10 protein-coding genes and 1 pseudogene are annotated in these 13,167 nt (G+C 71.6%); 8 read left to right on the top strand and 3 right to left on the bottom strand.

What is annotated here, in order from left to right; translation table 11 throughout:
- Nucleotides 1-61 precede the first annotated feature (61 nt).
- Nucleotides 62-952, top strand: coding sequence for a DNA-methyltransferase (locus tag ACZZ0J_RS16160; RefSeq protein ID WP_463437688.1), 891 nt, complete (start codon nt 62-64; stop codon nt 950-952).
- A gap of 323 nt (nt 953-1,275) precedes the next feature.
- Here ACZZ0J_RS16160 and ACZZ0J_RS16165 read toward each other — a convergent pair.
- The 3 genes and pseudogenes from ACZZ0J_RS16165 to ACZZ0J_RS16175 form a co-directional block, all read right to left on the bottom strand.
- A pseudogene (locus ACZZ0J_RS16165) lies at nt 1,276-3,737 on the bottom strand (MDR family MFS transporter).
- 185 nt (nt 3,738-3,922) lie between these two features.
- Nucleotides 3,923-5,167 carry a glycoside hydrolase 5 family protein gene (locus tag ACZZ0J_RS16170; RefSeq protein ID WP_463437689.1) on the bottom strand — a complete coding sequence of 415 codons (1,245 nt, stop codon included), beginning with the start codon at nt 5,165-5,167 and terminating at the stop codon, nt 3,923-3,925.
- A gap of 13 nt (nt 5,168-5,180) precedes the next feature.
- On the bottom strand, nt 5,181-6,227 hold the full coding sequence (locus ACZZ0J_RS16175) for a LacI family DNA-binding transcriptional regulator (RefSeq protein WP_173169705.1): 1,047 nt from the start codon (nt 6,225-6,227) through the stop codon (nt 5,181-5,183).
- 121 nt (nt 6,228-6,348) lie between these two features.
- Here ACZZ0J_RS16175 and ACZZ0J_RS16180 point away from each other — a divergent pair, with 121 nt between their 5' ends.
- The 7 genes from ACZZ0J_RS16180 to ACZZ0J_RS16210 all read left to right on the top strand — a co-directional run bounded on the left by ACZZ0J_RS16180 (nt 6,349) and on the right by ACZZ0J_RS16210 (nt 13,140).
- Complete coding sequence (locus tag ACZZ0J_RS16180; protein WP_463437690.1) at nt 6,349-6,645, top strand: hypothetical protein; 297 nt, start codon at nt 6,349-6,351, stop codon at nt 6,643-6,645.
- Between the two features lie 2 nt (nt 6,646-6,647).
- Nucleotides 6,648-7,637 (top strand): ABC transporter substrate-binding protein, encoded by a 990-nt coding sequence (locus ACZZ0J_RS16185; protein WP_463438208.1) that lies wholly within the window; start codon nt 6,648-6,650, stop codon nt 7,635-7,637.
- A 30-nt stretch (nt 7,638-7,667) separates the two neighbouring features.
- Nucleotides 7,668-8,438 (top strand): carbohydrate ABC transporter permease, encoded by a 771-nt coding sequence (locus ACZZ0J_RS16190; RefSeq protein WP_463437691.1) that lies wholly within the window; start codon nt 7,668-7,670, stop codon nt 8,436-8,438.
- Complete coding sequence (locus ACZZ0J_RS16195; protein ID WP_463437692.1) at nt 8,384-8,605, top strand: hypothetical protein; 222 nt, start codon at nt 8,384-8,386, stop codon at nt 8,603-8,605. The genes ACZZ0J_RS16190 and ACZZ0J_RS16195 overlap by 55 nt, the downstream gene beginning before the upstream one ends.
- Before the next feature lie 67 nt (nt 8,606-8,672).
- Nucleotides 8,673-9,527: a carbohydrate ABC transporter permease gene (locus ACZZ0J_RS16200; RefSeq protein ID WP_123293697.1), complete on the top strand. Its 855-nt coding sequence runs from the start codon at nt 8,673-8,675 to the stop codon at nt 9,525-9,527.
- Entirely contained in the window at nt 9,524-11,869 is a 2,346-nt protein-coding gene (locus ACZZ0J_RS16205) for a glycoside hydrolase family 3 protein (protein WP_463437693.1), read from the top strand. Before ACZZ0J_RS16200 ends, ACZZ0J_RS16205 begins: the two co-directional genes overlap by 4 nt.
- Nucleotides 11,866-13,140, top strand: a complete 1,275-nt coding sequence (locus tag ACZZ0J_RS16210; protein ID WP_463437694.1) for a glycoside hydrolase family 125 protein — start codon at nt 11,866-11,868, stop codon at nt 13,138-13,140. The genes ACZZ0J_RS16205 and ACZZ0J_RS16210 overlap by 4 nt, the downstream gene beginning before the upstream one ends.
- The last annotated feature ends 27 nt before the right edge of the window (nt 13,141-13,167 follow it).

A 13,167-nucleotide genomic window follows, 5' to 3' on the forward strand; every position in this document is an offset into this window, starting at 1 on the left:
GCTGGCTGCGCGTTCTGCGCGGGGACCGGTGCCTCGCCGCTGGCTGCGCCAGAATGGTCCCGTGCACACGGGAGACGACCGAGGCCCGGACCGAGTCGTCCTCGGCGACGCCCTTGACGTGACCCCGGCGCTCGCCGACGAGACGTTCACCATCGTGTACCTCGACCCGCCGTTCAACACGGGGCGGTACCAGCGGCGGCATGCTTCGTCCGCAGTGCCGAGCGCCGACGGGCCGGTGATGGGGTTCCACGGACGGACCTACGAGCGGGTCCGCGGTGACCTGATGCGGTTCGACGACCGGTTCGAGGACTACTGGACGTTCCTCGAGCCCCGGCTGATCGAGGCCTGGCGACTCCTCACCACCGACGGCACCCTGTACCTGCACCTCGACTACCGCGAGTCGCACTACGCGAAGGTCCTGCTCGACGCGCTGTTCGGCCGCGAGTCGTTCCTGAACGAGATCGTCTGGGCCTACGACTACGGCGCCAAGTCCAAGTCGCGGTGGCCGACCAAGCACGACACGATCCTGGTCTACGTGAAGGACCCGTCGCAGTACTGGTTCGACTCGTCGGCGGTCGACCGCGAGCCGTACATGGCGCCGGGGCTCGTCACTGCGGAGAAGCGCGAGCGCGGCAAGCTCCCCACCGACGTCTGGTGGCACACGATCGTGTCGCCGACCGGCAAGGAGAAGACCGGCTACCCGACGCAGAAGCCCGAGGGGGTGTTGCGGCGCATCGTGCAGGCGTCCTCACGCGAGGGGGACTGGGTGCTCGACTTCTTCGCCGGCAGCGGGACGACCGGCGCGGTGGCGTCGGCGCTCGGACGGCGGTACGTGCTCGTCGACGACAACCCGGCCGCGGTCGAGGTCATGCGGAAGCGGTTGCCGGCGGCCTCGTTCGAGGTGGCGGGTGCGGGGCCGGGTGGCCGCGCGGGCGAGGTGCCGGCGGGCTGACGGGCGCTGCGGGCTGACGGGCGCGGCGGCGGCGCGTGGGTGCATGCGCGGGTGCGCGTGGGTGGTGGCGGCCGCGCGTGGGTGCATGCGGGTGCATCGTGCGACGTTCCACGAGGTGATCGACGCGTGTCCTGTCGGAACATGCACACGCACCGAGGGCGCGCGAGTGCGACATCCTCGACGTCGTACGACATCGAGGATGACGCAACCGCGCGCCCGCAACGGTTGCACGCGCGCAGAGACGACGAGGTCGACGTCGTGCGACGTCGACCTTGTCGTTCCGAGTCGGCAGGGCAGGCCTGCGCCTGCGCCTGCGCCCGCGCCTACTCGGCCGAGTGCCGCCCGTGCGGGTGCGCCTCGTCCGCGTCGTCCAGCCGGGAGGCCCGACTCGCCTCCGCAGCGTCGGCCCCGGTCGCAGGGGCGCCGGCGTCCACCACCGGGGCAGCGTGGGCAGCCCGGGTCCGGATCGCACCGGTCGTCGTCGGGGGTTCGTCCACGGGCGCAGCCGCCGAGTGGGCGCCGTGCGTCGTGGCGTCTGGCAGCGGCGCGCGAGTGCCGTCCGTGGCGACGTCGTTCGGCGGCACGTCGTTCGGCAGCACCGACACGTCTGACGATCCGGCCGCGCGTGCTGACCGGGGCTGGGCGGGCACGTCGGGCGAGGTCGGCACCGAGTCCGACGACGCGATCGCAGCCGAACCCGATCCGGCGCCGGCAGCACCCGCGCCCGCACCGGCAGCCGCAGCGTCGGCGTCAGCGGTCCGTGCGGCGTCCGCCTGCTCCTGCAGCGCCGAGGTCTTGCGCAGCGGCGGCACCCGGAAGAACCAGGTCAGCACGAACGCGAGCAGGATCACCGCGAGGCCGACGTAGTACACGCGCACGGCCGAGTCGCTGAAACCGACCAGGAACGGACGGGTGAGTCGCTTGTCCGCGCCGTTCAGGAACGAGGTGTCGCTCGTCGCCGCGGAACCGGACGAGCTCGCACTCGAGTCGCCGCTCTTCAGCTGCTTGATGAGCGTCGGGGCGACCTCGTCGACGACGTTCTCGCGTTGTGCCTTGTCCGAGTAGTCGACCTGCAGCGTGCCGTCGACGACGGTCGCGTTCGCCTTGGCCGCAGCCGTCTCGAGGGCCTGCTGTTCCGCGGCCGGCTTGGCGTCGTCGACCTGCTGGGCGATGACGGTGTCGGCTGCGGCGGCGGGGAGCTTGCCGGCCGCGACCTGCTGCTGCACGGCGGCCGTGACCTGCTTCGTGACGGCAGCGTCGGCGGCTTCCTTCGCCTGCACGGCGCCGTCGTTCAGGCCGTCCTGCACGTTCTTCTGCACGGGATCGACGATCTTCGTCCAGATCTGGTCCATCACGCCCTTGTTCTCGGAGGCGTTCGCGACCGAGGGGGTGAGCGCGGCGTTGAGGGCGCTCTTCAGGTCGGTCTCGTTCTGCATCGCCGCGGTGATGTTCGTCGGCATCAGGGTGAACAGGACGGACAGCAGCACGGCGGTGCCCATGGTGCCGCCGATCTGCCGGAAGAACGTCGCGGCGCTGGTGGCGACACCGATGTCCCGCGGGGACACCGAGTTCTGCGCCGCGAGGGTCAGCGTCTGCATGAGCTGCCCGAGCCCGAGGCCGATGCCGAACATGCCGAGCATCAGGAACCAGAGGGGGCGGTCAGCGGTCAGGAAGGTCAGGACCGTGAAGCCGATGGCCGTGAACGCCGTGCCCGTGATCGGGAAGACCTGGTAGTTGCCGGTCCGCGAGATGATCTGGCCCGAGGCGATCGACGAGATCATCAGACCGAGCACCATCGGGAGCATCGCGAACCCGGACTCGGTCGGGGTGACGCCCTTCACGATCTGCAGGTACAGCGGGATGGTCAGCATCGCGCCGAACATGCCGAAGCCGACGAGCACCGACAAGATCGCGGACATCGAGAACACCCGCGAGCCGAACAGCTTCATCGGCAGGATCGCGTCGCTGCCCATCGCCCGTTCGACGATGATGAACGCGATCAGACCGGCCGCACCGATGCCGTAGCAAGCGAAGGCGCCGGGGGAGCTCCAGCCCCACTCGCGGCCCTGCTCGGCGATGAGCAGCAACGGCACGAGCGTGACGATGACGAGCGTCGCACCCCACCAGTCGATCCGGGGCTTGCCGCGGTCGCCGAACTTCGGCAGGTGCAGGAACGTCAGCACCATGAACAGCGCGATGACGCCGATCGGCACGTTGATCAGGAACACCCAGCGCCAGCCGGAGATGAACAGCAGCTCGCTCGCGCCGGCGAAGACGCCACCGACGAGCGGTCCGATCACGGACGAGATGCCGAAGACGGCCAGGAAGTAGCCCTGGTACTTCGCCCGCTCGCGGGGGCGAGCATGTCGCCCATGATCGCCAGCGGCAGGGACATCAGGCCACCGGCACCGAGACCCTGCAGCGCACGGAACCCGGCGAGCATGAGCATCGAGGTCGAGAACGACGCCGCGAACGAGCCGACGATGAAGATGCCGATCGCCGTGATGAACAGCGGCCGCCGACCGAAGATGTCGGAGAGCTTGCCGTAGATCGGCGTCGTCACGGTCGAGGCGATCAGGTACCCGGTGGTGACCCAGGCCTGCTGGTCGAGGCCGTGCAGGTCGTCACCGATGGTGCGGATCGCGGTGCCGACGATCGTCTGGTCGAGGGCTCCGAGGAACATCCCGGCCATCAGGCCGTAGATCACCAACAGGATCTGTCGGTGGTTCATCACGACGTTGGACGCCGTGGTGGGGGCCGCGGGTGCGGTCGCCGTCTGGGTCATGAGCAGGGTCTCCCGGTACCGATGCGCTGGCGAAACGATTTTTGCGCTGCCTGCAAAGTTACATCTGCCGCAAGTGCTCGGTTGCTCAGGAGCGGCTTCCTGTGTGGATCGGCAGTCACGGTACGCCCGGATCGCGGGCTCGGTGACGATCCCGGTTGACGGCCAGGAGGCCCGGCTCGGCCCCGTCAGACCGCTGCGGTCTCCACGACCCGGGTCACACCCCGTGCCGCCAGCGCCGCGGGGTCGGCTGCGGTCCGGCTCGTCACGACGGTCACGGCCTCGCCGGCGGCGCGCAGGCGGTGCCAGCGCTCGAAGACGGCGCCGCCCGGTGCCAGGTCCGCCCGACGGATCGGCAGGTCGGCCTCGTCGACGTCGACCACGACCGCACTCGTCCGCGGGGTCGGGATCGGGGCGGAGCGCCGTGCGTCGGCGACGACCTCGGCGTAGCGCCGGCCGAGCGGCTTCACGCGGTTGTCGACGTCGAGCAGACCGAGCGAGTACTCCAGGTCCTTGAAGTCGCCCAGGTCGCGGGAGACGTCGTGGGAGCACCACCACGTGACCGCGTGCAGGCGTTCGGTCGTGAGGGCCGCGGCGACCGTGCGCTCGAGGAACTCGGGCATCTCGGACTCGGCGAGGTGCCGGTCGGGCGCTCCGACCTCCTGCAGCCAGACGGGTCGCTCGAGGTCGGTGGCGAAGGCGCGGGCGAGCTCGATCATCCACTCGGCGTGCCGGACGGACTCGTCGGAGAGTGCGCCGTACCGACCGGCCACCCCGTTGAAGATCCAGGAGTGCACGGTCGTGACGTCTCCGAGCCGGCTGGCGTGCGCCGGCACGAACGGGTGACCGTCGCGGTACCAGAGGTGGTCGTTCTCGGAGTGCGTGACGACGTGCCGCGGGTCCTTGTCGCGGGGTGCGCCGAGCAGGGACTCGAGCCAGTGCGTCACCTGCGCGGTGTCGGCGGGCATCGCGGCGGGGTTCGGCGGCTGGAACTGGTTGAGCTCGTTGCCCAGGGTCAGCCCGGTGAAGTTCGGGCGGTCGCGCACCGCGTCGTACACGGCGGCGACCAGGGCGGCCTGCGCGTCGATCGCCGGCTGGTCGGTGAACATGTTGCCGTCGTGCCAGTTCACGAGCCACGCGGGGACGAAGTCGAAGCCGGACATGTGCCCCTGGACGACGTCGACGCTGGCGTCCAGCCCGAACTCGGCGGCGATGTCGACCACCAGGGCCACGTCGTCGAGGGCCCGTCGCCGGATGAGCGTGCGGTTCGGCTGCAGGGTCGGCCACAGCGGGAACAGCCGGACGTGGTCGAGGCCGAGGGCGGCGATCGCCTCGAGGTCGCGGCGGATCGCTGATTCCTCCACCGACTGCCACTGGAACATCCAGTCGGTCGAGGGCACGTAGTTCACGCCGAAGCGCGTGGCGGTGGTCATCGGTCTCCTTCGATCAGGGAACGGTGGCGGCGGCTGGGGCGGGGCCGGTCGAGCCGCGGACGTGCAGGGCGCGTCCGCCGACCTCGGCATCGGTGACCTCGTCGCCGCGGACGAGTCGTTCGACCAGGGCGACGGCGGTGCGGGCGGACTCCTCGACGGGGGCGTCGAGGGCGGTCAGCGACGGACGCACGATCGACGAGACCCACGAGTCCTCCCACGCGACGACGGACAGGTCCTCGGGCACGCGGACGCCGAGCTCGGGGGCGTGCGCGATCACCTCGGCCGCGATCGCCTCGCCGTCCAGGACGATCGCCGTGGCGCGGTCCAGCCGCGCGAGCAGGTCGGCCACCGGGTCCTCGGCATCGGCTCGCCACCCGAGCACGAGCGCGTCCACGCCCCGGCGCGCGGCTGCGGCGGTGAAGCGGGCGTCGCGGGCGCCGGTGTGCGCGAGCGCCGGACCGTCCCCGACGCGGGCGATCCGGCGGTGTCCGAGCGAACCGAGGTGGTCGAGCAGGGACTCGGTCGCGTCGGCGTCGCCCACCGTGACCGCCGGGACGGTGCTGCCGGCGATCGGTGCGCCGAGCATGACGGCCGGGGCTGCCAGGTGCTGCAGCATCGGGATGCGGGGGTCGTCGGTGCGGACGTCGACGAGCAGGAAGCCGTCGACCCGCTGCTCGGTCCACCACTGCCGGTAGACGGCGGCTTCGTCGTCGGCCTGCACGAGGGTGACGGACAGCGACCACCCGATCGCGGCGAGGGGTTCGGTCAGCCCGGCGATCAGCCGCATCGTGAACGGGTCGCGCTGGAAGGTGTCGCGCGAGCGGGCGAGGACCAGTCCCAGGCTGCGACCCGCGTTGCCGGAGAGCTTGCGGCTCGCCAGGTTCGGCCGCCAGTTCAGGTCGTCGGCGGCCTTGCGGATGCGGGCTGCGGTGGCGGCGGACACGTTCGGCCGCCCGTTGAACACGTGCGAGACGGCCGAGGTCGAGACGCCGGCGCGCTTGGCGACCTGCGCGATGGTCACACGGCGTCGGTCGACGGCTCCGGCAGTGGTGTCGCTCATGCCGTCGAGCGTAGAGGCTTGACCCCGTCGTGTAAAGCGGTATACGTTGCTCGTCACCTGAAGTACACCGCTGTACCAAATGCATCGCGATCGCTCCACCATCCACTGCCAGGGAGGCACCGTGACGGACGGCATCAGTAGGCGCACCCTCATCGGGGCCGGGCTCGGCGCCGGCATCCTCGCGCCGATCCTGGCCGGGTGCAGCGCCCTCACCCCGGCCTCCAGCGGCCCTGGCACGCTGAGCGTGCACACCCAGCTCAGCGGCGCGGTCGCGGGTGCGCAGACGTTCACGGACGTCGTCGCCGCCTACCGCCGCCGCACGGACCGCAAGGTCGCCCTGCTGTCGAACGGGTCCGACCTGCCGATCGTCTTCGAGACGAGTTCCTCGCCGGCAAGGAAGCCGACGTCGCGATCGTGAACATGGTCGGGCGGACGTTGTCCTGGACGGGTGAGGACGCCACGATCGACGTCTCCCGGTACCTCGACGAGTGGGACCTGCGCGACAAGATCATCCCGGAGGCACTCGAGGAGTGGACCGACGACCAGGGCCGGCTCCGGGCGTTCCCGTTCACCCGGACGAACTGGCCGGTGTCGTTCAACACGGCGCTGCTCGAACAGGCCGGAGTCAGCGAGATCCCGACGACCTCGGACGCGCTCATCGCCGCAGCCGACCGCCTGCGCTCCGCCGGCATCGGGCCGGTCACCGTCGGCGGGTCGGACTGGAGCGGGCAGAAGCTCCTCATGCAGGTGATCCAGGGGTTCGTGTCCCAGGACGAAGCGGCGAAGGTCTTCTCCACGGGCAGGATCTCGGAGAGCGCCGGTGCGGTCCGCGGGGTCGAGCACTTCGTCGAGCTCCGCGACGCCGGGGTCTTCGTGGACTCGGTGCAGGGGTTCACCTCGGACTCCGAACTGACGCAGTTCACCACGCGCAAGGCCGCGATCGTCCCCGCGATGTCCTCCGCCCTGGCGCTGGTGTCGAAGGAACGCGCGAAGGAGGTCACCGTGGGCGGCTGGCCGGTCCCCTCACAGCACGCGGCCATCGCGCACCCGAGTGTCATCAAGAGCTACAACGGGCACGGCATCTGGATCAGCGAGAACGGCCGGGCGAAGCTCGACCTCATCAAGCCCTTCGTGCAGTACCTGTACTCGTCGGCGGTGACGACCGAGTTCGTCCTCGACTCCGGCCGCGACATGAGCCGGATCACCGACACGGTCAGCCGCGACTTCCCGCTCGTCGCCCAGGCGTCGAAGCTCACCGACGACCAGGTCACCCCGGTGATGCTGCCCGACCTGCTCGTGCCCGACTCGGCGTACGAGCCGATGATCCGCGCGACCAGCCTGGCGTACGGATCGGGAACCTCGGCCGACCGCATCATCGACCTCTTCGAGCGCGCCTACACGGCCGCCTGACCCACCCGACCCTGCGAGAAGGAGCTCCCCATGGCAGTGCTCGTCGAGGAACCACCCATCCGGTCCGCATCGACCCCGTCCGGGCCCGCCCGCCGTGGATCCCGCGCCGTCGGCAGCAGCCGCGGCAGCTTCCCGACCTTCGCGATCCCGGCGCTCGTCTGGTACGGCCTGTTCATGATCGGGCCGGTCGTCGCGATGATCGTGATCGCCTTCCTGAGCTGGCCCGGCATGCTCGTCTCGCCGACGTTCGCGGGGCTCGACAACTTCCGGGTGCTGTTCTCCGACGAGACGTTCTGGGCCGCGGTCCGGAACAGCACGGTGCAGATCGTGGTGGGGCTGCCGATCATGATCGTGCTGGCGTTCCTGCTCGCCTTCCACGTCGTGCAGAAGCCGCGCGGGCACAAGGTGCTCCGCTACCTGCTCTTCATCCCGGCGCTCATCTCGGCACCGGCCACGGCGATGATGTTCTACGCGATGCTCAACCCCGACGGCCTGGTCAACGGGGTGCTCGCGACGCTCGGCATCGGCGGCAAGGCCTGGCTGGCCGACCCCGCGACCGCCCTCGGTGCGCTCATCGTCGTCGACCTGTGGGCCGGCATCGGGTACTCGGCGGTGCTCATCGCGAGCCGGCTCGACGGCGTCGACACCGAGATCGTGCAGGCCGCCCGCATGGACGGCGCCGGGTCGTGGCGCCTGGCGTGGGTGTGTACTGGCCGATCGCCCGCGACTTCATCGGGGTGGTGGCGATGCTGCAGTTCCTCTCGATGCTCTTCAGCTCGGCGCAGAACGTGCTCCTGCTGACCCAGGGCGGCCCGGGCACCGCGACCACGACGCTGTCGTACCTCGTGTACCAGAAGGCGTTCGTCGACACCGACCTCGGCTACAGCCAGGCCGTCGGCGTCGTCCTGTTCGTGCTCGGACTCGCCGGGATGTTCGTCATCCGCCGTGTCCTGCGCAAGACCCACTGACCGTGACGCCACTGACCTTGGCGCCCCTGACCGACCGCCCCTGACCGACAGACCCCGGGAGACCACCATGGCGAAGCCCACCGCCGGCATCCGGCTGCGTGACCGGATCGGCTCCATCACGAGCGGCACCGTGGCGTGGATCTACGCTGCCCTGCTGATCCTGCCCTTCTACTACTTCGTGGTGTCGTCGTTCAAGGACAACGACGGCATCTTCGAGTCCCCGTTGGCGCTGCCCGCGTCGTGGGACCTGTCGAACTTCACCGAGGCGATCCGCCAGGCCTCGCTCGGACCGGCCATCGCGAACTCGGCGATCACGACGGTGGCGGCCCTCGTGCTGACCCTCGTCCTCGCGCTGCCGGCGTCGTTCGCCCTCGCCCGGGCCACCGGCCGCGCCGGACGGATCGTCGAGGGACTGTTCTCGCTCGGGTTCCTCATCCCGTCGTTCGCGGCGCTGTTCCCGACGTTCCTGCTCGCCGCCGGGATGGGGCTGTTCCACACCCGGACGTTCCTCGTGCTCCTGCTGCCGGCGACCGCGATGCCCCTGGCCGTCGTGATCCTGACGCAGTTCATGCGGACGATCCCGCGCGAGCTGGAGGAGGCTGCATCGATGGACGGCGCCTCGGCGTGGCAGGTGATGCGCCAGGTGTACCTGCCGATCTGCATCCCGGGCATCGCCACGGTGCTGCTGCTGAACTTCCTGTCGTTCTGGAACGAGTACCTGTACGCGCTGGTGCTCATCGGGCCGGACACCGCGCAGCGGACGATCCAGGTGGCGCTCCCGACGCTGAAGGTCGACGCCGGCACCGACTACGGGATGCTCATGGCCGGCACGCTGTTCACGCTGCTGCCGGTGTACCTCGTGTACTCGATCCTGCAGCGCCAGATGCAGCGCGCCCTGGTCTCCGGAGCGATCAAGGGATGACCGGCCACCCGACCGAGCACCCGACCGAGCACCCGGCCGAGCACCCGACCGCGACCAGCCTCGACGTCCGCGCCCGCATCGGCCAGCTCAACCAGCGTCTGAAGGGCTGGGAGGCCGTCCGCTGGGTCGACGGCCGCCCGCGGATCACCGACGTCCTGCGCGCCGAGGTCGACCGGTGGGGCGGGATCGGCGCGGTCTACGGTGTGCTCCGCGCCGATCCCTGGTCCGGCGTGCACTGGGGCAACGGCATCCCGCCCGAACGCTCCGCCGAGGCCTACGCCGCCGTGCAGGACCACGTCGTCGCCCACAGCGACGGCGGCGTCCCCACGCTCTTCGTGGAAGAGGTCCCGCACGGGCTGCAGGCCCTCGGCGGCACGACGGTGCCCGTGAACCTCGCGCTCGGGGCCGCGATGGACGAGCAGCTCGTCGAGGACCTCGCGGCCGCGATCGCCGCCGAGGTCCGCGCCCGCGGTACCCACGTCGCCCTCGTCTCCGGGCTCGACGTCCTGCGCGACCCCCGGTGGGGTCGGAGCGAGGAGTGCTGGTCGGAGGACGCCGCGCTCACCGCGATCATGGTCGCCGCCACCGTCCGGGGGATGCAGGGCGGCGGCCCGGGCCCGATCGACGACCGACACGTCGCGGTCGTCGCGAAGCACCTGGCCGGACAGGGCGCCGGCATCGGCGGCCGGAACGGCTCCGGTGCCCTGATCGGCCGCCGCGAGCTCGCCGAGGTGCACCTGCCGCCGGCGCTCGCCGCGGCACGCGAACACGTCGCGGGGTTCATGGCGGCGTACAACGACGTCGACGGGGTGCCGTGCTGCGGCAACCGCGACCTGCTCACCACCACGATCCGCGACACCTGGGGCTGGGACGGGCTCGTGATGGCCGACGGCACCGCCATCGACCGGCTGCGCGACGTCACCCCCGACCCGGCCTCGGCGGCGGCCCTCGCACTCCGTGCCGGGGTCGACCTGAGCCTGTGGGACGAGGCGTACACGCACCTCGACGAGGCACTGGACCGGGGTCTGGTCAGCACCGACGACCTGGACCGCGCGGTGGACCGGGTGCTCGCCCTCAAACGCCGCGTCGGCCTGCTCGCGACACCCACAGCACCACCAGCGACACCCGCACCTGCACCAGCACCCGGCTCGGTCGAGAACGCCGCGCCACCGGAGCGCGCGACCGTCGCGCTCGCCGAGCGTGCCGCCCACCGTGCCGTGGTCGCCCTGGGCGGAGCGCTGCCCGCGATCGCACCCGACGCCGTCGTCGCCGTGGTCGGCCCGAACGCCGACGACGTCGACGCCCTGCTCGGCGACTACTCACCGCCGAGGCCGCCCGACGACCCCGGTGCGTCCACCGTCCGCTCCGCCCTGGAGGCCCGGCTCGGCCCCGCCCGGATCCGCACCGCCCGGGGCAGCGGGCTCCGACAGCCCCTGCCGGGCCCCGACGGGCTCCTCGCGGTCCGCACGGCGCTCCTCGGCGCCGACGTGGCCGTGGTGGTGCTCGGTGGCTCGAGCCGTCGCGCGTACGACGACGGCTTCGAGGACAACGGCGCCGTCAGCGGTCCGGCACCGGACACCACGAACGGCGAGGGGGTCGACCTGGCCTCGATCGCCGTGCCCGAGGCGCAGCTCGACGTGCTCCGCGCCGCCCGCGAGAGCGGTCTGCCGGTCGTCGCGGTCGTCGTCGACGGTCGACCGCGGGTCCTGACCGAGGTGCTCGCCCTGGCGGACAGCGTGCTGGTCGTGCCGTTCCCGGGGCCCTCCGGTGGTCGAGCCGTCGCGGACGTGCTGTTCGGCGCCCCGGCCGAGGGGCGACTCCCCGCGACGTGGCCCGGCGCCGACGGTGTCCTGCCCGTGGCGCACGACGAGCGCCTCGAGACGGCACGCGGCTACGTCGACGTGACCAGCCGTTCGACCGTGACCGGTGCACCCGGGCCGGGTGGCGGGGTGGACGTCCGTCTGGCGGAGGGGAGCGACGCGGTGACTGTTGTGCGCCTCCTGGCCGGGGGAACGGTGACCGTCCCGGTGTCGGTGCGCAACACGTCGGACGCGCACCGTCGGGTCTCGGTGCCCCTGTGGGGGCGGCGGCGTGAACCCGGTGTCCGTCCGCGGCGACGGCGACTGCTCGCCCTGGTGACGGTCGACGTGCCCGCCGGCGGGACCGTCGACACCGCGTACGCGCTCGGACTCGATGCGCTCGGCACGTGGGACGCTGGTCTCCGGCTCGGTGCACGGCCGCTCGAACTCGACTGCTGGACGGACGACGTGCTCGATCCACCCGGGTCGACGCGGACCGTCCGCGTCACCGACGGACAGGAGTCAGTGCGATGGGTGTCGTGACGCAGACGCAGCTCGAGGAGATCACGCCGACGCTGGTGGCGGCCGCCGACCGGGTCCGGGCCGCGGTCGGCACCGAGGTCGGCGACCGCGTGGAGCGCGCGCTGGTCCGCACGCTGCGGGACACGATCTCGCTCGACGACGACGGTGCCTTCGTGATCACGGGGGACATCCCGGCGATGTGGCTCCGCGACTCGACGACGCAGATGACCCCGTACCTGCGGTTCGTGGCGGAGGACCCGGCGCTCGCGGAGCTGCTCTGGGCGGTCGTGCGGCGGCAGTTCCGGCTGATCGAGCACGACCCGTACGCCAACTCGTTCAACCGCGAGCCGAACGGCGCGCACTACGACGCCGACGACCGCAACGCCGACCCGCTGGTGTGGGAGCAGAAGTACGAGGTCGACAGCCTGGCCTACCCGGTGACCTTCGCGCACGCGCTGTGGCGGGCGACCGGGTCGACCACGGTGCTCGACGAGCGGGCCCACCGCGTGTTCCGCACGATCGTGGCGCAGTGGCGGGCTGAACAGGACCACGACGCCTCGGCCTACCGGTTCGTGCGCGATGGGGCCATCCCGACCGAGACCCTCGCGCGCGACGGCCGCGGCACCCCGGTCGCGGTGACGGGCATGACGTGGTGCGGGTTCCGCCCGTCGGACGACGCCTGCACGTACGGCTACAACGTGCCGGCGAACCTGTTCGCCGCCGAGGCGCTGCTCGCCGTCGCCGCCATCGCCCGCGAGGTCTGGTCCGACACCGGCTTGGCGGACGACGCCGACGTGCTGCGCGCGAGCATCCAGGACGGTGTCCGGCAGCACGGCGTCCTGCCCGGGCCGGCGGGCGAGGACGTCTACGCCTACGAGGTCGACGGGCTGGGCGGCGTGCTGTGCATGGACGACGCGAACACCCCGTCGCTGCTGTCCCTGCCGTTGTCCGCGCCGTCGGTGCTCGACCACTCGGTGTGGGCGGCGACGCGGGACTTCGTGCTGTCACCGGCGAACCCGTACTGGTTCAGCGGCACCGCGGCGGCCGGCGTCGGCAGCCCGCACACGTTGCCGCAGCGCGTGTGGCCGATCGCCCTGGCGGTCGAGGGGCTCGTGTCCGGGTCGCCGGCGCGTCGCCGGGAGCTGCTCGACGTGCTCGTGGCGACCGACGGCGGGACCGGGGACATGCACGAGTCGTTCGACGTCGAGGACCCGGCGCAGTTCTCGCGCCCGTGGTTCTCGTGGGCCGACGCGATGTTCTGCGAACTGGCACTGGCGGCGGCCGAGGACTGAACCCCGACCGCCGCCAGTGCGGGTCCT

The sequence above is a fragment of the Curtobacterium sp. AC272 genome, assembly GCF_979258155.1.